This window comes from Tabrizicola sp. T74, assembly GCF_057219935.1.
The window spans coordinates 380,638-401,821 of sequence record NZ_JBXVVT010000006.1 but is presented as its reverse complement, the minus strand read 5'-3'; the positions used below and the strand labels follow the sequence as shown (position 1 = coordinate 401,821).

The following is a 21,184-nucleotide window of genomic DNA, read 5'->3' as shown; positions in this document are numbered from 1 at the left end:
GGTTCAAATCCTGCCCCCGCAACCAAATCTTCCCATAAAGATCAATGCCGTACGCCCCGCCAACCAGCGGGGCTTCCCGCGTTCCGCGCCCCTGACCAAGCTCGCGAAGATCACACCATGGCCGCTTTCCGGACTTGCGAGCTTAGCAGACGGCACCCTTGGGACTGGCTCCGAAGGCCCGGCGGTAGCAACGGTGGAAATAGGACAGGTCTGAGAAACCGGCCTCATAGGCGATCGACGAGATCAGGTCGGATCGCCGTCCGGCTTGCCGGTCATCCAGGGCCCGGCGCGCGTGCTCCAGTCGCTTTTGCAGAAGATACTTGGTCGGCGTCGTGCCGAGGGCGGCGAAACCGCGCTGAATTTGCCGCAAGGACAAGCCAAGATCATCGGCCATGTCCTGAATCGAAAGATCAGGGCTGCGATAATGTGCGTCGATGTAAGCCTGGCCAGAGGCGAGTGCGCGTGCACCGCTCAGGTCGCTGTCGACGCCCTTGTAACCTTCCTGCGATGATCGCTCATGCAGCATCGCGCCCAGAAGTCCGAACAAGGCCTCACGCAGATAGCCATCGGCCACGTTCCCCATCGCGTCACGTGACAACACCTTTGCGACGACCGCCGAAATCCCCATCTTTGCGGCGTCCTGGCGCGGCAGGGCGATGCCGCCCCGGATCAGGTCATAGCCAAAGCGCGCGTGCATTTCCGCGCGCGGCAGATGCAGCGAAAGTTGGCGCGTGTAGTCACCGAAGAAAACGAACTCGGACGGGACCGCGCTGTCGATCAGGACGAAATCGCCGGGCCGCAGCAGGCAGGTTGTGTCGTTCTGGCGCATCAGGGCGCGGCCTTCTTCCTGCAGGATCAGGAAGTAGTTCTCGCCCTGGTCCTGCCGGATGGCTTTGCTGGTCCGAGTGATCCTTTGCACATCGGTTGCAACAAGCGCCGCCTCGATCCCGGCGCGGCGTTCGAGACGAAGCCCACCGCGCATCACATGGCGGTTCTCGGACAGAGCCACGTCGAAGTTGCCGCAGACCCGATGCAGGTCGGCGACGAACTGTTCGACGGGCAACTGGGATGCGCTGATTCGTGCGGTCATGCGGACATTCTAGCAGCCCCAGTCATTTGGTTGAAACTGCAACGACATTCGCAGTCAAAACTGTCGCCTCAGTCCGCAACTTTCGTCGTCTCAGTCCAAGAATGAAGGCCGAGGCGCGCACTAACCTTTTCCGCAGGGATCAGAGGGAGGAGACCATGCTGGACTTTGGCATGATGATCGGCGGTCGGAAGACCGCCGCTGCGGAGACTTTTGCCGTATTCAACCCGGCGACAGGCGCCCTGGTCGGAGAGGCGCCCAACGCCTCGCTTGCCGATCTGGATGATGCCGTTACTGCCGCGCAGCAGGCGTTCCCGGCATGGTCGCGGATGCCGGATGCCGATCGCCAAGCGGCCTGTGCAGCGTTGGCCGGCAAGCTGGGCGAACATGCCGAAGACATTGCCCGCCTGCTGACGCTGGAGCAGGGCAAGCCGATGGGGGCCCTGGGCTCGCGGTGGGAACTGGGCGGCGCGCAGGCCTGGGCCGGGTTCACGGCGAGCCTGTCGATGCCGGTCAAGGTCCTGCAGGACGACAATACGGGCCGCGTGGAACTTCACCGCAAGCCGATTGGCGTGGTGGGGTCGATCACGCCGTGGAATTTCCCGGTCATGATCGCCATCTGGCACATCCTGCCGGCCTTGCGGGCGGGCAATACCGTCGTGATCAAGCCTTCGCCCTATACGCCCCTGTCCACGCTGCGGACTGTGGAGCTGCTGAACCAGATCCTGCCGCAGGGTGTCCTGAACATCGTCACTTCGGATGACAAGCTGGCCAATGTCGGCGCCGCGATGGCCGCGCATGAGGGCATCCGAAAGATCGTTTTTACCGGCTCTTGTGCCACGGGGGAAAAGGTCATGCAGACCGCCGCCCGCACCATGAAGCGTCTGACGCTGGAGATGGGCGGCAATGACGCAGGCATCGTTTTGCCCGATGCCGAGCCGGCGGCGATTGCCGAGGGATTGTTCTGGGGTGCCTTCATCAACAACGGCCAGACCTGTGCCGCGATGAAGCGGCTTTATGTGCCGGACACCCTGCACGAGGCGATCTGCGACGCGCTTGTCGCCTATGCCCGCAATGTGCCGATGGGCAACGGGATGGAGGACGGGGTCGCCCTTGGTCCGGTCAACAACAAGATGCAGCATGAAAAGGTCAGCCGTCTGGTTGCCGCCGCCGCGCGCGATGGCCGCATCCTTTTGGGTGGTGCGCCGGACGAAGGGCTGTTCTTCCCCGTCACGCTGGCCACCGACCTGCCCGATGATGCACCGCTGATCGTGGAGGAACAGTTCGGCCCCGCGCTGCCGATCATCCGCTACACGGATGTCGACGAGGCGATAGCCGCCGCCAATGCCAGCGACAACGGGCTGGGCGGGTCGGTCTGGTCCAAGGACATCGCGCGGGCGAAAGAGATCGCCCTGCGGCTGGAATGCGGGTCGGTCTGGATCAACAAGCACGGTGCAATCCAGCCCAACGCCCCCTTCGGCGGGGTCAAGAAATCCGGCCTTGGCGTCGAGTTCGGCGAGGAAGGCCTGTTCGAGAACACCGACATCCAGACGATCTTCAGCTGACGCAAGGGCGGGCGTGGACGTGGTTTCGCGCCTGCCATGCCGCAGGGTGACATCGCCTTAGGAGCCATAAATGACTGAATCTTTTGACTATATCGTGGTGGGCGGCGGGTCTTCGGGCTGCGTCATGGCCAGCCGACTGTCTGAAAACCCCTCCACCCGCGTGCTGCTGATCGAAAGCGGGCACAAGGACGGGCATCCGTGGATTCACATCCCTTCGACCTTCTTCAAGGTGATCGAAAAGGGCCGCGACATCGTGGCCTATGTGGGTGAACCCACGCCCGAACTGAACAACCGACCCAGCATCGTCATCCAGGGCCATGTCATCGGCGGCGGGTCGTCGGTGAACGCGATGCTCTACATTCGCGGCCACGCCAATGACTACAACCAGTGGGCGCAACTGGGCAATCGCGGTTGGGCCTATGACGACGTGCTGCCGGTGTTCCGCGATCTTGAGAACAACATGGTGTTCTCGGATGAGTTCCACGGCAACAAGGGTGAGCTTCACGTTTCGAAGACCCGTTTCCAGCACCCGCTGTGCCAGGCCTTTGTGGCAGCCGCGCAAGAGGTTGGCCTGCCGCACAATCCCGATTTCAACGGGGCCGAACAGGAAGGCGTGGGTTTCTATCAGACCACCACGCATGACGGCAAACGTTGGTCGGCCGCGCAGGCCTTCCTGCGCAAGGCGGAAAAGCGCAGCAATCTGGTGATCCGCACGCAGATGCGGGTGGCGCGTGTCACCTTTGACGGGCCGCGCGCCACGGGCGTGATGCTGGAGGACGGCACGCGGATCGCGGCGCGGGCCGAAGTGATCCTCTGTGCCGGTGCCATCGAAACCCCGCGCCTGCTGCAGCTTTCGGGCGTCGGGCCGGGTGCGCATCTGCAATCGCTCGGTATCAATGTTGTGTCCGATTTGCCCGGAGTAGGCGAGAACTATCAGGACCATCTGGAAAGCACCGTCCAAGGCGAAACCCGTGATCCGATCAGCCTGATGGGACAGGACAAGGGCCTGAAGGCCGCGCTGCATTTCCTGAAGTACATGACCACCAAGCAGGGGCTGATGACCTCGAACGTGGTGGAGTGCGGCGGTTTTGCCGATGTCTCGGGCGCGGGACAGCCGGATGTGCAGTTCCACGTGCTGCCCTTCATGGTGGGTTGGGCCGACCGCCCGCCGATCCAGGCGCATGGCATCGCCATCGGCCCCTGTTTCCTGCGTCCCAAGTCGCGCGGGTCGGTGCATCTGCGGTCATCCAAGCCACAGGACAAGGCGCTATTCGATGCGGGCAGCTTCAAGGACAGCGACGATCTGGAGGTGCTGGTGCGCGGCGTCCTGAAAGGGATCGAGATCCTTGAGGCACCCGCCCTGGCCAAGCTTATCAAGCGCCGTCACTTGCCCGAACCGGGGTTGGAAAAGGACCTCGACGGCCTGCGCCACTATGTGCGCCAGACCGCCAAGACCGTGTTCCACCCCGTCGGCACCGCAAAGATGGGCCCTGATACGGACCGGATGGCGGTGGTGGATGCGGAATTGCGCGTGCGTGGTGTCACCGGCCTGCGGGTGGCCGATGCCTCGATCATGCCGACGCTGGTTTCGGGCAACACGAACGCGCCCACGATGATGATCGCAGAGCGCTGCGCGCGGTTCATCAAGACAAAGGCACGCGTTGCGGCCTGACGACAACAAGAAACCAAAGGGAGGAATGGACATGACCAAACCGATGAAACTTGCGGGAACCGCGCTGGGGCTGATGCTGGCCGGTGGCGCCGCTCAGGCGCAGGTAAACTGTGGCGCCAATACCGGGGTGGCCGCAACCGGCGCGCCGATCCTGGTGGGCGGCATCCACGGCAATGCGGCCCCGGGGGATTTCAGCGCCTCGACCCAGGCGGCGGCGGCCTACTTCGCTTGCGTCAATGCCAATGGCGGGATCAACGGTCGCCCCATCGAGTATCTGGTCGAGAATGACCAGTGGAACCCCGAGCTTGCCGCACAGGCCGCGTCCAAGCTGCTTGTTGACCAGGGCGTCGTGGCGATGGTCGGCAACGGGTCCTTCGTCGAAATGGCCGTGAACGCGCGCACCTATCAGGATGCGGGCATCATGGCGATGGCCTCGGCCTGCGCGGTGTCGGAATGCTTTGAAAGCCCGTCCATCGTGTCGACCAACCAGGGGCCGCTGGCATCGACGATCGGTGCGGCGCAGTACATGGTCGAAGCTCAGGAGAGCAAGAACATCTCGTGCATCGGGCTTGCCATTCCGAACGTGGGCCCCTGGTCCTGCGGCGCGATGGAAGAATACATGGCGTCGAAGGGTCTGACCGGATCGTCGGTCTATCTGAACCCGGCCTCGCCCGACGTGAACTCGGGTCTGCTGGAGGCCGTCGCATCGGGTGCGGACACCATCCTGGTGAACCTGCCGGCCGGTCTGGCGCTTGCCTTCATGAAGGCGGCGGAAGAGCAGGGCATGGTCGAGACGTACAAATGGGCCTCTTCCACCCCGCTTTATGACCGTTCGGTGCCTGCGGCGCTGTCCGAGGTGTGGGATGGACGCATGTTCGTGAACGCCGAGCTGACCCCCTGGGACAAGGGCGGGCCGGATGCGATGAACTGGCTGGCCGTGCTGGACGCCTATGCGCCCGACGCCCCCCGCGACACGTTCAGCCAGTCGGGCTTTGTGTCGGCCAAGTTCTTCGTGCAGGCGATGCTGGAACTGGACCCGGCACAACTGGATGACCGGGCTGCCGTAAACGCCGCCATCAAGGGCATCGTCGGCTACGAATCCGATCTGCTGTGCGGTCCCTACTATGTCGGTGAGGCGGACCGTCACATGCCGAACCATGCCGGCACCATGGTGGTGGTCAAGGGCGACGGCTTTGAAACGGTGCGCGACTGCTACGAATACGACAGCCCCTACTTCGCGCCGATCTTCGAGAACGAGAAGGCGCTTGGTCTGAACTGATCCAGCGCCTGACCCGATCCAGCGACAGTCACCTCCATCCGCACAGGGTGGGGGTGATCCGACCAGGGGGCGTCCTTCCAATGCGTGAACTTATGCGAACCATCGCCGTTGCGACGGTGGCCTGTATGGTGTTGGCGGGCCTGCTCGGCTGGGGCAAGCCTGCCGCTGTCGTCGGGCTGTTTCTGGTGTCTGGCCTTGCCGTCGGTTCGCTTTACGCGCTGGGAGGGATCGGGATCGTCCTTTTGTTCCGCGCCACGGGGGTCCTGAACCTGGCCGCCGGGGCCATCGGCGCGGTGGCGGCATTTGTGACCTGGCAGTTGGGCGACTGGGGCGTGTTTGCGCCGCTGACCTGGGTGGCCGGTTTGCTGACCGGCGTCCTTTTTGCCCTGGCCTATGGTCGGCTCATCGCCCCCGGCCTGTCGTGGCGCGAGCCGGTGATCAAGGGCGTGGCGAGCCTTGGCTACGCGCTGATCCTGCTGGGGCTGGTGTCGTTCCTGTGGAATGACGATCCGCGCAAACTGTCCTTTCCGACCGACGCCGTCAGCCTGTCGATCCTTGGCCTGAAGGTCACGGTCACGCGGTTGATCGTGGTGGTGGCCGCCATCAGCATCGTCATCGCCATCACCGTCGCGCTGAACCGTTCGCGGATCGGGTTGCAGATGCGGGCACTTGCCAACAACCGCCGGATCGCCTCGCTGGTCGGCGTCCCGATCCTGCGGGTGGAGACCGCGGCTTGGGGTGTCTCGGGCCTGATCTTCGGTTTTACCGGGCTGATGTTCGGCAGTCTCGTGCGGCTGGAGCCTGCGGTCATCACCTTCATGGTGATCCCCTGCATTGCCGCGGCCATTGCCGGGCGGCTGGTATCGCTGCCCACCGTGCTGGTCGCGGGGTTGGGGATGGGGGTGATCGAAAGTCTGCTGACCCTTTCCGATACCTTCAAGGCCGTGCGCCCGATGGCCCCCTATGTCATCGCCATTGCCGTGCTGGTCGTGATGAACCTGAACCGCCGCCTGACCTTTGCGGGAGAGGATTGAGATGACACGGCACTTGAACGGACCTTTGATCGCGGGCCTAGGTGCGGCGATCCTTGCGGCTTTCGTGCTGCCTATGGTCCTTGGCGGGCAATGGACGGGCATCTTCACCTCAACCGCCTGCTTTGCGATGGCGGCGATGGGGGCGGGCTTCATGTATTCGCGCCTGGGCATGGTCAGCCTGGCGCAGGTGGCGCTCATGGGGGTGGGCGGTTGGGTGACGCTGCGGCTGAACCACGCCTTTTCCCTGCCGTTCGAGGCAAACCTGATCCTTGCGGCCATAGGGACTTCGGTGCTGGGCATGCTGCTGGCCATTCCGGCGCTGCGGATGCGGGGGCTGTATCTTGCGCTGGTCACGCTGATGGTGGCGGGCGGGCTGGAGGTGGTGTTCACCGCCTATCAGTTCCCGAATGGCGGGGCAGGGTTCTGGGGTGTCGGCACCTCGTTCGCGGCCGAGATGCGGCGACCCGTTCTTGCGCAATCCGACGCGGCCTATCTGACCTATACGCTGATCGTGGCGATGCTGGGCCTGTTGCTGATCATGGCGCATCGTCAGACAGCACCGGGTCGGGCATGGGCCTTGATCCGGCGATCCGAAGCGGCGGCAATTGCCTCGGGCACCAATGTCACCTTCTACAAGACCTGGGCCTTCGGCCTATCGGGCTTGCTGGCAGGTCTTGGCGGCGGATTGCTGGCGGGCAGTCTTGGATTGCTGGATGCCGCGTCATTCCGGGCCAGCGAAAGCATCCTGCTTTTCGCGCTGGTCATTGTCGGCGGCGCGCGGTTCTGGCTGGGGGCGGTGATTGCCGCGATCCTGTACCGTGTGGCGCCCGGCCTGTTGAACAACTGGGGTGTCGATGCCGACCTTGCGCTGATCTTTTTCGGTGCGGCGCTGCTGCATGCGGTGATGACCGCGCCGGATGGCATCGCGGGGCAAATCATCGGGCTGTTCCATCGCAAGGAGGGCAAGGCATGATCGCCCTTGAGGGACTGACCGTTCGCTTCGGAGGCCTTGTCGCCCTCGACGCGATTTCCGCCCGGTTCGAAGCGCCCGTATCAGGCATCATCGGGCCGAACGGGGCTGGCAAGACCACAACGATGAACGTGATCTCTGGCTTCCTTACGCCCAAGTCAGGGGCGGTGATGGTCGACGGGATTGATCTGGTGGCCATGGCGCCGCACAAGCGCCCGCGCTGGGGCCTGCGCCGGTCCTTCCAGCGCGAACAGATTGCGGATGACCTGACTGTTCTGGGCAACCTTCTGTCTCTGGCCGACAACCTGCAAGGCAGCCGCGTGGAGCGGCGCGCCAATGTGGATGCCGCATTGGAATTTGTCGGCATTACCGCGATGGCAGGCCGGATGGGGGCCAGCCTGAACACCTATGAACGGCGGCTGACCGACCTTGCGCGCTGTCTGGTGGGCCAGCCCAGGCTGATCATGCTGGATGAGCCCGCAGGTGGCCTGACGGTCGAGGAAAGCGCGCATCTTGGCGATATCATCCTGAGGATACGCGATTTTTGCCCGGCGCAGGTTCTGGTCATCGATCACGATGTCGATCTGATTTCGCGTATCTGCGCGCAGACGCTGGTGCTGGATTTCGGCCGCCGCATCGCCTTTGGCCCGACGGCCGAGGTGCTGGCCGATCCGGCGGTCAAGGCCGCCTATCTGGGGATCGAGGTCGATCATGCTTGAGATCAAGGGGCTGAGTGTCGCCGTCGATGGCAAGACAGTGGTGGATGGCGTGTCGCTGACCGTGCGGCCGGGGCAAGTGACAGCACTTCTGGGCGCGAACGGGGCGGGCAAGTCCGAACTGGTGCTGGCCGTTGCGGGGTTACTGACGGTGGCGAAGGGATCGGTCACGGTGGACGGCACCCCAATCACCGGGGCCAAGCCTGACCGTATTCGCGCCGCAGGCGTTGCAGCCGTGCCCGAAGGCCATCAGGTTCTGACGCAGTTGACCGTCGCGGAAAATCTGGCTGTCGCCGGATCACTCTTGTCGCCTTCCGAAGCCGATGCCGCCCTGGCAGAGGTCTTTGCGATCTTTCCCGAACTGGCCGAGCGCAAACAGCAACTGGCGGGCACGCTGTCGGGCGGGCAGCAGCAGATGGTGGCCATCGGCCATGCACTGATGGCGCGGCCAAGGTTCATCCTGATTGATGAGATGTCGCTGGGCCTTGCCCCGCTGATCGTCAAGCGACTGACCCAGGTGGTTGCAGCGCTTGCCGCCAAGGGCATGGGGGTATTGCTGGTCGAACAGTTTGTCGAGGTGGCGCTGTCGCTTGCATCAGAGGTGGTGGTGCTGCGCAAGGGTGTGGTTCGGCTGTCGTCCGATCCAACCAAACTGCGGGCCGACCCCTCGCTGCTGACGGCTGCCTATCTTTAGTCAGTCGCCGGTTGCAGAGCCGCTGTCCTTTCGCACTGCTGTGATCGCAAGCAGGACACGGTTCAGGTCCCTGGCCGTCTTCGCACCCAGTTCCTTCCGCAAGGCGCGGTCGTAGTCCAGCACGCGTTGGCCAAGATCGGCAAATGTCGCCTGACCCGTTCCGGCGAGGGACTGGATCTCGGCGCGGCGGTCTTGCTAGGAGGGGCACCGCGCGAGGAGGACCGCTTGTTCCAGATGGGCCACCGCCCGGCTGACCTTTGTCTTTTCAGTATGGCTGATATGGCAGATATCGCGGGCGGTCATCGCGCCGAATTTGCCGAGATTGGCCATGACGCGCCACTTGGTGCGGGTGATCGCATAGCTGTCGCGGTAGATGGGCTGGAAGCCTAATGATGCCGCCGCGGTCGCCTGGTCGAGAAGGTCGGGCAGGAAGTCTTGCAGGTCGAGACCGGGCTTGCGGGTTCATTCACGCGGGCGGTTGAGCCTGCGGGCAGGGTGATTAACCGGATGTACCACGAGGCGACCGCGCGCTTGCCGGAGCATCCACCGCCAAGTGGTACAGCCTGATCGACTGATCCGCCCCGCAGGCAAGGCAAAGCCGTCCGGTCAGCACCCCGCCATCGGGCAGATCAAAGCGCACGTCTGCCACGATGGCCAGCCCGTCCCTTTGGGCGGAGGCCAGAACGAGCCCGGCCTTTGCGGTCAACCCGGCGGGCGCACCTTGGTAATAGGCTCGGATCTGCTCTCGCCCGATCAGGGGCGCGGGGGCGGTCGCGACAAAGACGGCATCCGGCGCAAACAGGGCGGAGATCGCATCAAGATCGCGCCGGGCGATGGCGTCGCTCCACCGCCTGAGGATCCCTATCGCGATAGCGGTTGCCTCCACCTCAGAACTCCAGCGTCAGGTCTTCGCCGGCCGCGCGCGACACGCAGGGCATGAACTGGTCCAGCTTTTCAGCGTCGCTCAAGACCAGATCGCGGTGCAAGGGCTCTCCCGCCACACGCCGCATCTTGCAGGTGCCGCAGGTGCCGCTTTCGCAGGAACTGGCAAAGGCGATGCTCCGGTCGCGCAGCACGTCCAGTATCGACTTGTCAGCGGGAATGTCGAACAGCTCGCCCGTTGCGGCACGACGCAGACGGAACGGGCTGGCGGTGCCATCGGTGCTGTCGACGCCGGCAAAGCTTTCGGAATGGATCTGGCGGCGCGGCCAATGGATCGTGCGCAGGTAGATGGCGTTCATCATCGGGGCGGGGCCGCAGTAATAGATGTGCCGGTCATCCGGGGTTTTGAACAAGGGCCAGAAGTCGAAGACGCGGCCACGGTCGCCTTCGTCATGGTGCAGCACGACATGGGGCGCGAAGGGGGCAGAGGTCAGCAGGTCACGATAGGCGGTCAGGTCGGCGCTGCGGGTCAGATAGATCAGCCGGACCGGCACACCGCGCGCCACCAGACGGCGCAGCATCGCCAGCATGGGCGTGATGCCGATCCCGCCGGCAATCAGCAAGGTCGGGGCGTCGGGCGCAAGTTGGAAGGCGTTCTTCGGGGCACGCGCAAGCAGGCTGTCCCCCACAGCCAGTTGACGGTGCATCGACAGGGACCCGCCGCGTCCACGGTCTTCACGTTTTACTGCGATGACGTAGCGGTCTCTCTCCCGGTCATCATTGCTGATGGAATAGCTGCGCCATGCGCCCGAGGGTGTTTGCACCGTCAGATGCGCCCCGGCCTCGAACGGAGGCAATGCGCCGGATGCGGCGGCGAAGGTGAATTCGCAGATGTCTGGGGTCAGGTCACGGCGGGCCGCAAGGGTCAGTGTCAGGGTCATGCAACGCTCACGCTGTCACCGGGGCGGATCACGGCGCCGGTCATCAGTTCGGCATAGATGCCCATGTCGGAATGGCCGTAGTGCTGATGTAACAGGCGCGGGATGGGCAGGTCGCGCCGCGCCGTCACCGGGTTCACCTCGGTCGCGGCACAGCGACGGGTGCGCAGCGTCACGCGGGCGCGGGCGGTGCCGATGGTGATCTCTTGCCCCACCAGCGCCAGTTCCGAAAAAGCGGGCCAGCCGGAGAAGCAGATATTCGCGCGGAAACGTTCGGGCGCGATGGCGGCTCCGGTCCTGGCCTCCAGATCCGCGATGCTGTCGAGGTTGATCAGCGAAACCGCGTTCATGAGATCTGACGAGACGACAGACACATCGGTAAAGCGGTGCGGGGCGGCATGGACAAAGCGCGGCATCTTGTCGGGGGCAAGGTCGAACATGCGGGCAAAGAAGGCTTCGGTCTCGGCGCAGCCTTCCGCTGTGGACAGGTCTGCCTGATGCACGCTGTGGCCCTGCACCTTCAGGACAAGCACCCGGCTGACGGGGTCAAAATGACTTGCAAGCCCGGCAAGCCTTTCGTCCCGCATCAGCATCAGGAAGCGGTCCTTCGGCATGGGGGCGGGGGCCAAGGGGTCGAACCCGCTGCCCGCGCGGGCAAAGCCGAACATCCGGTCGAACGGAAAGCCCTGCCCGGGCGACAGCGTCACCTCGGGCAGGGGTTGGCCGGACAAGCCCTTGACGGGGTAATGCATCAGCGATGCGATCGTGCCCTTGGTCATTTAATGCGTGCGGCCTTGTCCCGAAGCACCTGAACAGCCTCGGCCATCATCGTGGCGACGATTTCGCCTGCCGGGCGGATGTCCTTGACCAGGCCTACGCCCTGACCCATCAGCCAGGCCATTTCCTCGAAATCGCCAGTGGTGTCTTCGGTCGGCAGGATCACGTCGAACTTGCGCTTGATATGCTTGCCGCCCAGGAACACCGTTTCGCCAATCACCTCAAGGTCGTCACGGACGGTTGGGACTTCGGCCAAGCGGTGGGTCCACTCTTTCACCACGCGTGATTTGTGCAGACGCATCGGGTTGAAGAACGGCATTTCCGGCCCGAACACCCCGCTGAGGATGGTATCGGTGCCCGCGGCCTCGACCAGACGGCGGTGGTGTTCGGGATGCACATAGGCCTCGGCCGAGGCGACCAACCGGGTGCCGACCCAGACGCCATCCGCGCCCAGGGCCAAGGCCGCAGCAACGCCGCGCCCGTCGGCGATACCCCCTGCCGCCAGCAGCAAGGCGCGGCCGGCGATGGCATCGGCCATCACCGGGATCAGGGCGATGCCGCCCATGCCCGGCTGGTCCGCGCCGCCAATGCCCTGATAGTTGTGGCCGCCCGCCTCTTGCCCCTGGGCCACGATCACCTCGGCGCCATAGCCGATGGCGGTTTCGGCATCGGCAACGGATCCCACCTGCACCCAGATCGAGCAGCCCGCCGCCCTAAGCAGCGCCACCTGTTCCGCCGGGGGATGGCCCCAGTGGAAGGACACCACGGGCACCTTTTCCTCGGCGGCGACCTGTACCTGGGCTTCGTTGCCGAAAATGGTGATGAAGTTGATGTTGAACATCGTCACCCCCGCCGCGCGGATGGTGCGGATGGTGGCGCGCAGTTCCTCGGGCGGCATGAAGCCCACGCCGATGGCCCCGATCCCGCCCGCCTGGCTGACCGCGATGGCGAGTGCGGGCTTCTCCCCGGCAAAGGCCATACCCGCCTGCGCAAAGGCATGGGTCAGGCCGAACTTCTCCGTGAATGCTGTGGTGATGCTGGTCATGATTTCCCTGTCATCTTGCGGGCAGGATAGCCCTGTTTTCCCCACTGTGCGGACAGGGCGCGCGGGACGGTATCGGCAATAATGGGGATGCCTATCCCAGCAGGGTGGCGGAAAACCGTGCGCTCAATTCGGCGCGGTTGGAACAGTCGAGCTTTTCAAAGCAGCGGTTGACATGCGTGCGGACCGTTGAAAAGCCGATGCCAAGGATGTCCGAAATCTCTCGGTCCGTGCAACCCCGCGCGATCAATCGACCGATCTCACGTTCGCGCGGCGACAGGACGGCCAGACCCTCATCACCCGCCTGCAACGCGCGGGCGACATGCAGGGCCAGGGTATCCAGAAGATCAATCTCGCGCTGACCAAAGGGCTGGCGGTTCCGGTTGCGCCACACACGCAAGTCGAACACCTTGCCCGATCTGGCGGGCAGAAAGATGTTCAGGCCATAATGCATGCCGTCGGCTTGCAGGAAATCCGTGTAGAATTCGGTCTTTTCCAACTCTTGCATGGGAAAGCAGTTTTCGACGATCTGTGCCCCCTTCAGCCGCCGCATCCGCCGCGTCAGCGGGTCGCTGAACTGCAAGGAGGCGACATACTGGGCGACCTTGCCCTCATCGTGGTTGACCGAGACGGGTTGGTCATAGCGCGCCTTGCCCGGTTCCCAGACGTAAGAGGCCAGCGTATCCCCCCTCAGCAAACGCAGGATGCGTTCGGATGTCACTGCGCGCGGATCGACGTCCGGGGCAGGGCGGGCGAGGTCATGGATGACATCCGCGAAAACGGCGATCTCTTCCCCGGTCATGTCCCTGATCTGGAATGCCATTCGCCCGCGTCTCCCCAGACGAAAGGTAGAGGGGAACTTGGAGTCTGGCAACAAAGCTTGGGGTTTAACCGCCCAAAAGGGCTTCGATTCGTTGCGCCTGCAACAAAAGCATGCGGTCCTGTCCCGGCAGCGTTTCGATCATCAGGGAAACGGGCAGGCCGTCGCGGTCCAGCCCTGCGGGGATGGCCAGCGAGGGGGCGCCGGTCAACGTGGCCAATGCGGTGTTTGCCGTGACCGTCGGAAAGGTAGGCCGCGGCCCGAGGTCGGTTTCCATCATGTCATCCATACCAATCAGCGGCGGTTGCACGCTGACGGTGGGCAGGGCGATCATGTCGAGCGCATGATCGGCAAACAGCCGGGCATAGGCGGCGCGCAGTTCGGGCAGGTCATGGGCCATGGCGCGGGCGTAGGCGGCGCTCTCGGCCGCAGCGATGTCGGGCAGCGCCTGGAACACGTCGCGCACATCGGGGCTGGCGATCTGGGCCGCAAACTCTGCCAGGGTCAGCCCGGCCTTGTCCCGGGCAAAGCGGGTCCAGACCGCGAAAGTCTCGCAGAGAACGATGGCATCGCCAAAGCGGGCGTCCAGATCGTCAAAGGCCGGAACCTCGAGCGGAACAAGGGTAACTCCGGGGGCGGATCCCAGCCGCGCAAAGATATCCGCCATCGCAAGATCGACGGCGGCACTCAGGCCCGCTGCGGCCCAGAGCACGCCGATGCGCAGGGTGGGCGGCGGCGCGGGGTCGGCCGGTCCCGGCACGATCAGGGCGTCAACCTCGGCCAGATCGGCGCAGGTGACAGCCATCGGGCCGATCGTGTCGCGGGTGGTGGACAGCGTCAGGACGCCGCCTTCCGGATAGCGGCCGGTGCTGGGGCGAAAGCCCGCGATCCCGCAGAAGGCCGCAGGGATGCGGGTCGATCCGCCCGTGTCCGTACCCAAGGCAAAGGGGATCACCCCGCGCGCAATCGCCGCCGCATTGCCGCCGGATGATCCGCCCGCCACGCGAGACGGATCGAACGGGTTGCGCACCGGCCCATGTGCGGCATTGTTCGAGGTGATGCCAAAGGCCAGTTCATGCAGGTTCAGCTTGACCGGCACATAGCCCCCCGCCGCCTTGAGCCGGACCACGGAAGGTGCATCTGCGTCAGGAAAGCAGCCAGCCAAAGCGGGGGTGCCACCCGTCGTGGCAAAGGGCAGGCAATCGATGTTGTCCTTCACGCCGAAGGGGATGCCCTGCAATGGTCCTTCGGTCTGTTCAGGCAGGTGCCCATGAACCGAAATCACCGAATTGTCGGTTCCCGCGGCCGCTCGGTCCAGAACCCGGCGCAGGAGGGCGTCGGCCCCTTCGGCATCACGGATCGCACGTGCTGCGGCAAGCGTCATGGGTCTGTCGCGCATCGCGGCCATGGATCATCCTCGTCAGTTCGTGCGTTTGACGGTAGAGACATGCCCCGGCATTGCCATCGGCATTTTTGCTGATCCCGGCAACGGCGGTGACCACGTGAGTGACATAGCGATCAACTGACCGTCAGTGGCCGAGATGAAGTGGAGAAGCACGACATGCGCAGGGGGAGGACTCCGGCTTGATGAACCCGCAACAGCAATACGGATCGATCGCCTTTGGGCATTGATCTGGTCGTCTGCTGCCGCCCGCTTGTGATGTTTGCTCACGAGTTCTGCCTGGCCGCGGGGAGGGCCGCCTGACGGTGAGAGCCGCCCTCGCGCTCATGGCCTGACGGTTTCGATGAAGTCTGGCCCGACGAACACCCGCCTCGGGTTGCCGCGTTGCAACTGGCGGTGCCGGGCATGGAGGTCGGTCCTTTCCCCGGCACGGGCCGCTGCCTCTGTCGCTTGCACGAGCATCTGCAGCCGCTCCAGCGCCCGGGCCTTGTTCTGATGCTGGGACCGCCCGTCGCGCGACACCGCCGAGAAGCCGCGCCAGGTCGCACGGACGGCGCTGTCGGTCGTGTTCTGGTGCTGGCCGCCGGGGCCACCGGCCCGGAAGCTTGAGAACCGCACGTCCGCCAGGGGGATGGCGTCTGTTTCGGCAGTGGGCGTCGGCAGGTCAAAGACGCCAACGAACCAGTTGGCGCGGCGGTGTCCGGGGCGCAACTGGCTGGTCTGGCGCCATTGCACCGTGCCGGTCCAGTCCTGGGCGAGACGGTGCGCTCCTGCGCCCTGCAGCGCAACCACGGCCGAGGCCGGGGACGCGTCTTCGCTGCTGCTGGAAAGATCGACGCCCAAGGCTTCAGCCTCAAGCCGCATCCGGGCCAGGACATGGCCCACGGCCAGACGGCATTCCATCGGGCCGCCGCCTGCCGTGACCAGAAGAAAGGCCTGTTCCATGCTATGCCTCCCCGCCCGTCTTCTTGTAGGTGATCAGCGGGCGCAGTGTCGCGATGGACCGGGCCAGCGACAGGCTTTCCAGATCCGCCAGCACCCGGGCGGCTGACTTGTAGGCCGAACCGGCCTCTTCGATCAGAAGATCGGGATCCTCGCACAGGACCAAGCCACCAAGCGAGGTGCGGAGCTGCGCCTGCAGGTTGCTTTGCGTCTTCCTGATCCGGCCATGCATGGCGGCGCGGTCATGCTTGCGGCCAGCGCCGTGCGAGAGCGAGGCGAAGGGCGCGGCTGTTGCGCCGGTCGGGGCGAGGAGATAGCTGAAGCTGTCGCGCGAGCCTGCAAGGGGCACCGCTGGCCCGCAGGCAACCGCCGCGCCTTTGCGGTGCAGCCAGCCGTCTGCGGTTTCGACCACCAGATTGTGGGGCACGTCGGCCACGAGCCGAAGGTCGGCATTCAGTGCCCTTGCAGCCCGCGTGGCGATGGCCAGCCGATTGGCCGCCGCCCATTCGACGGCGCGGTCGTGGTCGACCAGATAGGCCCGGCCCGCATCGCTTTTGGGGTCCAGGGCCGCTTGCCCCTCGAAGCGGCGAAAAACGCTTTGACCCAGGCCGCGTGAGCCAGAGTGGACCAGCAGGCAAAGCCGGTCGCGGGCCAAGCCCAGTGCCACGGCTGCATCGGTCAGGGTCTCAACAGACTGCAGTTCGCAGAAGTGGTTGCCACCACCGATGGTGCCGAAGCCGAAGCCACGGTCCGCAGGGGCTTCGTCCCATTCGCCCGCCAAGGCGCGCAGGCGGCGCGCGGCCTTGTCCAGCGACAGTTTGCGGGGGGCAAGATCCAACGTGAACAGCGCCATCCCGCAGCCGATGTCGTTGCCGACAAGGGCCGGGAACAGGCGGTCGGCCAGAAAGGCGGCCCCGACCGGACCGTTGCGGCCGGGGTGCAGGTCGGGATAGCCCGCGACCGCGATCATGCCGGGCAGTCCGGCCGTTGCCGCAAGTTGCTGGGTGGCGCGCCCGTCGATCCAGGCCGCGTCCGTGAAGTAATGCGTGATCCGGTCGCCCGAAACGGCGGCTGCGGACCCCGAGAGGGGAGTGCCCATGAAGGTGTCTTTCGATCAGAAAATGCCTGCCGAAGCGGGCGATGGATCGGGCGGATTCCCGATCAGCCGAGGCGGGGAGATTGAATATGTGGCATGTGCAATCTCCCTTTTCTGATGCCGAACCCCATGTCCGGCAAAGACGGTGGTGCAGGTATCACGTCGCCGCAAGAATGCAAGTGGCAGGGCAAAGGCGGATTTCGCCTGTTGCCGTCAGACAACGACGCTTCTCCGTTCATGCGCACACCGGGCGGACATCGGTGTGCCGTTGAACGCGCACAACGCTTTTGGAGCGTTGATGAACCCGGCGGTTACCGCCGGGTTCGCTTGCCCTTCTGCCAGGCGGGGGGAAGGTCGCCCGCCATGATGCAGCCATAGGGGTCGATGCAGTCCACCACATCGGCCAGCCCGTAGTCGGCGATCTGGCGCATCACCTTCTCGGCGGGCTTGTAGCTCGACGGCAGCTCCGAAGCATCGACCGCACCGGCATGGAACCGGATGTCGAGCCCCTGGGTCTCGGCTGCCAGCATTTGCTCGGGCGTCACCCCGCCCATCCGCCGCTTGTGTTCGGACCGCGAGAAGTTGCGGCCCGCACCATGCGGCGCGAACCCCAAGGCATGGCCTGCGTCCTTCCCGCGCACCACCAGCACCGGCTGGGCCATGTTGAGCGGGATCAGGGTCAGCCCAGTCGCATCCGCTGCATAGTCCCCCCAGGCCGGGGTTGCCCCCTTGCCGTGGTAGTACAGGTCGCCACGCCGGAAGACGAAGTTGTGTTCGTTCCAGAAGCGGTCCCCAGGGCTGGCGCGCAGGCGTTCCACCACCGACTGGTGCAGCGCGTTGTGGTTGGCCTTGGTCCAGCGGCGGATGGTCTGCAGGGCGTCCCAGTAGTCCCTGCCTTCCTGCGTATCGGCGGGAATCCAGGCGTTCTGCTTCAGCGTGGCAGGGGACAGTTCGCGCCGGAAGCGTTCGGCCACCTCCATCCCGTACTTGTAGAGAAGCCCCCCCGGCCCGCGAGAGCCGTGGTGCGTGACCATCGCCACCCGTCCCGTCGCCCGGCTGCGACCGATGAACAGGAAGTGGTTCCCGTCGCCTTGCGTCCCCATGTGTGCCTGGGCGGCATGGATCATCCGCCCGTCCTTCAGGAAGGGATTGCTGCGGAACTCATCCATCAGGTCCAGGGACACGGTGTAGCGGTTCCCCTGATCGCGCCCGCCGGGGCCGAAATGGGTGATGGTGCTGGCGGCATCCAGCGCTGCCTTCGGGTCAACATGGCCGAGGTCGGTGAGCATCACGCTGCAGCAGATGTCGGCCGAATGCATACTCGGATGGATCGCGTTTCGCGTGGCGACCACGCCACCCACCGGGATCGTTCCCAGGGGACCAGCCGGGCACGCGTCGGGCATGATCGATCCGGCCACGGCGGTCGGGGTCTTCAGGACCTCGGTCATCGTGGCCTTGCAGTCCGCCAGATTCTTTTCCTCGTCCGGATCCTCGGCGCGGATGTTCACTTCCAGCTTGATCGCGCCTGCGGGCTGCAGGTCGAGCGCCGAGGGCGGCAAGTCGGCAGAGAGAAGGGCGCGCACGGCCTCACGGTCAGCGCCCCCGGTCAGGGCCGCGTTCGCACGCTCGATCAGCGCCGGGAAGGCGCGGCTGGGCCGGTGGCCCCAGGCTTTCAGGTCGTCGCCGGTGATCGGCAGGATTGCATCGGTCATCATCTCATTCACTCACATCTCTGGCCCCGGCGACAAGGGTTTGGCGACACGTCGTGCTCTATCCAGCTGAGCTACGTGCGAATGGGCGCACGGCGGGATTCGAACCCGCGACCACGAGGGTTGCAGCCTGTAGTGCCGCACGGCATTCGCCGGGGTGTTTCGGGTCCGGGGGACAAGGGATCGGGCAGACGGCGACAGGTTGGAGCTGTAGTCCGCCCGGCATTCCCCCGGTGTTGTTCTTGGCTGGAGGGGAAGGGTTCGAACCCTCGACCATCGGGACCAAAACCCGCTGCTCTGCCAACTGAGCTACCCTCCATCAAGACCGGGGCGACAAGGGGGAAGAGACTATGGGACCCCCGGCCGCACCGATGGCCGCATGCAAGGTGGGGGCTTGAACCCCACAGGTTATCCCGATGTGTGCTGTAGTCCCTTCGGCATTCGCCCCGGTGTTCGGGTCCGGCGACTAGGTTGGCAGGACAGCCTTGCACTGAGCTACGCTTGCGCGGCGCGAGTTGAACGCGCGACCTCCGGTTTCCCGGCGCTCTTACCGTGTAGTCCTACCGGCATTCGCCGGGTCGTTCTCCTTCTTCTGGTCCTGGCGACAAGGGGGGTGAAACCTTCCTTTCGGAAACTGCTCTACCACTGAGCTACTGCCTGAATTGGCAGGTGGGGATCGAACCCACGACCAGTTGTAGTTCCACCGGCATTCGCCAGGTCGTTCATTCGGTTGGCCCCGGCGACAAGGGTCGGCGACACGAAGTCTACTGCTCTACCTGACTGAGCTACGCGCCGTTCCCTTTCGGGTGACGACACGGCGGGATTCGAACCCGCGACCAGAAGATTAATGTAGTGCCGCCTGCATTCGCCGGGGGGTTGGGGTCCCCCCCGGCCCTTGGGCCGAAGGGGTGTTTACAATTGGACCGCCCGGATCTCGCCGACCCAGTGGTCGGGGCCCATCCGGTCGTCCGCGAAGGCGGCGATCTGGTCGAAGACCGCGTCCGAGAAGCCGCCGATGTTCAGCACGTCTTCCCGTTCTGCGGCCTGCGCCGTCCCGTAGGGCTGGATGTCGATGCAGACCAGCTTTGCGGCCTTGTTACGGGCCTTGAGCTTCGCCCACTCCGCCATCATCGCCGTCGCCTGCCCGCCCTGCCGACCGTCGACCCAGGACTGGTTGTCCGAGACGAAGATCACCAGGTCAGGTGCCAGACCCGCCTTGTTCAGCGCCGCCAGCGGAGCCGAGCAGTTGGTCCCGCCCCCTCCCAACGCCGCGAGTTTCTCGGCGTTGGTCAGGATCGTGTCGCGCGCCTCCAGCCGGACATCGCGCACGTCCACCTCAAAGGGCAGGACACGCGCGCCCGGGTTCTCGCGAACCACCGCCGCCGCGACCAGCGCCGCCACGTCGATGCAGCGCACCGCCGTGGTCGCCCCTTTCCGGTAGCCGGTCACGGGCGAAGACATCGAGCCGGACACGTCCGGGCAGACCGCGACTTGGCCCTTCAGCACCGGCACGTTGGAAATCGAAGCCTCCATCGCGTCGTGCAGCGCCTCCCGCAGCCGCGGGTCCACCCCCGCCTCCAGCGCCCGCAGGGTCGCCATCAGCTGATAGGGCATCGCCTTGGCCGCCTTGATGCGGGCGGGGTCACGCAGCGCCGAAGCCACATGGTCGACCGTTCCGGGTACCGTGAAGGCGCCCTTGCGGTCCAGCATGTTCAGCCCCTGCCGCAGTGTCGCCCAGGAGGCCCGGCCCGCGACTTCGGCCCATTGCTCGGGCGAAAGCGTCAGGTCGGACAGCATCTGGAACGGCACCTCCGGCACCTTGGCCGTGGCCCCGGCGCGGAAGGCGATCAGGTCCTGCACGACTTGCGGCAGGGCCGCCGTATCGGCCGGTTTCCCGATGGCCCAGGCATAGAAGGCCGCCCGCGACGCGGTTTCCGGCTTCGGGTGCACCATCCGGATCACATCCGCCAGCGACGGGTCGTTCCCGACCATCGCCGCCATCAGCTGCTCCTCCGTGGACCCGTTCAGCCAGCCCTGCACCATCGCCTTCGGGCGCGACCCGAGCGATTTCCGCCCCACCCGCCCCGACCGCAGGATCTGCACGAAGGTCCGCAGCATTTTCCCCGAGGTTACGACCTGCGGGAACGCCAGCGCAAAGAGCGCCGGGTCGCGGCTGGCCAACACTGCAAGCAGCAGCGCCGGAGTATCCTTCATGTGCCCCTTGGCCCGGACATGGACCGCGGTTTTCGCCAGGAACATGGGCTCCACCGCCTCAGCTGCCGCGACCAAAGTGGTCACTTCGGCCTCGGCATCCTGGTAGAACCCGCCCCCGATGGTGCCGGTCATGGCCAGCTGCGCCAGCTTGTGCTCGGCATCGTAGGCATAGGCCTTGGTGCCGTGGGCTGTGGTGGCGGTCGCCTTCGGCAGCAACCGCCCCACCACCGATGCAAACACGGATTTGTTTGCCATGATCGTCTTCCCTCTGTTTTCGCCAGGCCTTTGTGGCCGAATTCGTTGCAAGGCGGAAGAAAAGTGCGAAACGGGCCTTAAGTGTCTAGA

The 21,184-nt window shown here is 65.0% G+C and carries 20 protein-coding genes and 1 tRNA gene; 7 read left to right on the top strand and 14 right to left on the bottom strand.

The features are described 5' to 3' along the window. Positions 1-142: 142 nt before the first annotated feature. The gene (locus tag AC2EAL_RS19015) at positions 143-1,090 is read right to left on the bottom strand and encodes a helix-turn-helix domain-containing protein (RefSeq protein WP_484725800.1); all 948 of its coding nucleotides are present in this window, start codon (positions 1,088-1,090) and stop codon (positions 143-145) included. Between the two features lie 155 nt (positions 1,091-1,245). Here AC2EAL_RS19015 and AC2EAL_RS19010 point away from each other — a divergent pair, with 155 nt between their 5' ends. The 7 genes from AC2EAL_RS19010 (at position 1,246) to AC2EAL_RS18980 (ending at position 9,017) form a co-directional block, all read left to right on the top strand. Then, the gene (locus tag AC2EAL_RS19010; protein WP_484725799.1) at positions 1,246-2,652 is read left to right on the top strand and encodes an aldehyde dehydrogenase family protein; all 1,407 of its coding nucleotides are present in this window, start codon (positions 1,246-1,248) and stop codon (positions 2,650-2,652) included. A gap of 70 nt (positions 2,653-2,722) precedes the next feature. Then, positions 2,723-4,324: a GMC family oxidoreductase gene (locus AC2EAL_RS19005; RefSeq protein WP_484725798.1), complete on the top strand. Its 1,602-nt coding sequence runs from the start codon at positions 2,723-2,725 to the stop codon at positions 4,322-4,324. 31 nt (positions 4,325-4,355) lie between these two features. Continuing rightward, complete coding sequence (locus AC2EAL_RS19000) at positions 4,356-5,603, top strand: ABC transporter substrate-binding protein (RefSeq protein WP_484725797.1); 1,248 nt, start codon at positions 4,356-4,358, stop codon at positions 5,601-5,603. 80 nt (positions 5,604-5,683) lie between these two features. After that, the gene (locus AC2EAL_RS18995) at positions 5,684-6,637 is read left to right on the top strand and encodes a branched-chain amino acid ABC transporter permease (RefSeq protein ID WP_484725796.1); all 954 of its coding nucleotides are present in this window, start codon (positions 5,684-5,686) and stop codon (positions 6,635-6,637) included. Between the two features lie 13 nt (positions 6,638-6,650). Further along, positions 6,651-7,610 (top strand): branched-chain amino acid ABC transporter permease, encoded by a 960-nt coding sequence (locus AC2EAL_RS18990; RefSeq protein ID WP_484725795.1) that lies wholly within the window; start codon positions 6,651-6,653, stop codon positions 7,608-7,610. Further along, on the top strand, positions 7,607-8,326 hold the full coding sequence (locus AC2EAL_RS18985) for an ABC transporter ATP-binding protein (protein WP_484725794.1): 720 nt from the start codon (positions 7,607-7,609) through the stop codon (positions 8,324-8,326). The genes AC2EAL_RS18990 and AC2EAL_RS18985 overlap by 4 nt, the downstream gene beginning before the upstream one ends. Continuing rightward, positions 8,319-9,017: an ABC transporter ATP-binding protein gene (locus tag AC2EAL_RS18980; protein WP_484725793.1), complete on the top strand. Its 699-nt coding sequence runs from the start codon at positions 8,319-8,321 to the stop codon at positions 9,015-9,017. The genes AC2EAL_RS18985 and AC2EAL_RS18980 overlap by 8 nt, the downstream gene beginning before the upstream one ends. Here the strand turns inward: AC2EAL_RS18980 and AC2EAL_RS18975 are convergent, their stop codons facing one another. The 13 genes from AC2EAL_RS18975 to AC2EAL_RS18915 all read right to left on the bottom strand — a co-directional run bounded on the left by AC2EAL_RS18975 (position 9,018) and on the right by AC2EAL_RS18915 (position 21,094). Beyond that, positions 9,018-9,140 carry a hypothetical protein gene (locus AC2EAL_RS18975; RefSeq protein ID WP_484725792.1) on the bottom strand — a complete coding sequence of 41 codons (123 nt, stop codon included), beginning with the start codon at positions 9,138-9,140 and terminating at the stop codon, positions 9,018-9,020. A gap of 72 nt (positions 9,141-9,212) precedes the next feature. After that, on the bottom strand, positions 9,213-9,320 hold the full coding sequence (locus AC2EAL_RS18970; protein WP_484725810.1) for a hypothetical protein: 108 nt from the start codon (positions 9,318-9,320) through the stop codon (positions 9,213-9,215). Positions 9,321-9,516: 196 nt separating this feature from the next. After that, entirely contained in the window at positions 9,517-9,903 is a 387-nt protein-coding gene (locus AC2EAL_RS18965; RefSeq protein WP_484725791.1) for a YybH family protein, read from the bottom strand. 1 nt (position 9,904) lies between these two features. Further along, positions 9,905-10,840, bottom strand: coding sequence for a PDR/VanB family oxidoreductase (locus AC2EAL_RS18960; RefSeq protein WP_484725790.1), 936 nt, complete (start codon positions 10,838-10,840; stop codon positions 9,905-9,907). Beyond that, positions 10,837-11,616, bottom strand: coding sequence for an MOSC domain-containing protein (locus AC2EAL_RS18955; RefSeq protein WP_484725789.1), 780 nt, complete (start codon positions 11,614-11,616; stop codon positions 10,837-10,839). The genes AC2EAL_RS18960 and AC2EAL_RS18955 overlap by 4 nt, the downstream gene beginning before the upstream one ends. Continuing rightward, positions 11,613-12,659 (bottom strand): NAD(P)H-dependent flavin oxidoreductase, encoded by a 1,047-nt coding sequence (locus AC2EAL_RS18950; RefSeq protein ID WP_484725788.1) that lies wholly within the window; start codon positions 12,657-12,659, stop codon positions 11,613-11,615. The genes AC2EAL_RS18955 and AC2EAL_RS18950 overlap by 4 nt, the downstream gene beginning before the upstream one ends. 91 nt (positions 12,660-12,750) lie before the next feature. Then, positions 12,751-13,479 carry a helix-turn-helix transcriptional regulator gene (locus AC2EAL_RS18945; protein WP_484725787.1) on the bottom strand — a complete coding sequence of 243 codons (729 nt, stop codon included), beginning with the start codon at positions 13,477-13,479 and terminating at the stop codon, positions 12,751-12,753. 64 nt (positions 13,480-13,543) lie between these two features. Beyond that, positions 13,544-14,875, bottom strand: a complete 1,332-nt coding sequence (locus tag AC2EAL_RS18940) for an amidase family protein (protein ID WP_484725786.1) — start codon at positions 14,873-14,875, stop codon at positions 13,544-13,546. A gap of 327 nt (positions 14,876-15,202) precedes the next feature. Then, positions 15,203-15,823 (bottom strand): peptide chain release factor H, encoded by a 621-nt coding sequence (prfH, locus tag AC2EAL_RS18935; RefSeq protein WP_484725785.1) that lies wholly within the window; start codon positions 15,821-15,823, stop codon positions 15,203-15,205. A 1-nt stretch (position 15,824) separates the two neighbouring features. After that, positions 15,825-16,919: an RNA ligase RtcB family protein gene (locus AC2EAL_RS18930; protein ID WP_484725784.1), complete on the bottom strand. Its 1,095-nt coding sequence runs from the start codon at positions 16,917-16,919 to the stop codon at positions 15,825-15,827. A gap of 308 nt (positions 16,920-17,227) precedes the next feature. Next, complete coding sequence (locus tag AC2EAL_RS18925) at positions 17,228-18,628, bottom strand: RtcB family protein (protein WP_484725783.1); 1,401 nt, start codon at positions 18,626-18,628, stop codon at positions 17,228-17,230. A gap of 240 nt (positions 18,629-18,868) precedes the next feature. After that, positions 18,869-18,944: transfer RNA gene (locus tag AC2EAL_RS18920), tRNA-Gln, on the bottom strand. Positions 18,945-19,537: 593 nt separating this feature from the next. Next, complete coding sequence (locus tag AC2EAL_RS18915; protein WP_484725782.1) at positions 19,538-21,094, bottom strand: vWA domain-containing protein; 1,557 nt, start codon at positions 21,092-21,094, stop codon at positions 19,538-19,540. Positions 21,095-21,184: the final 90 nt, after the last annotated feature.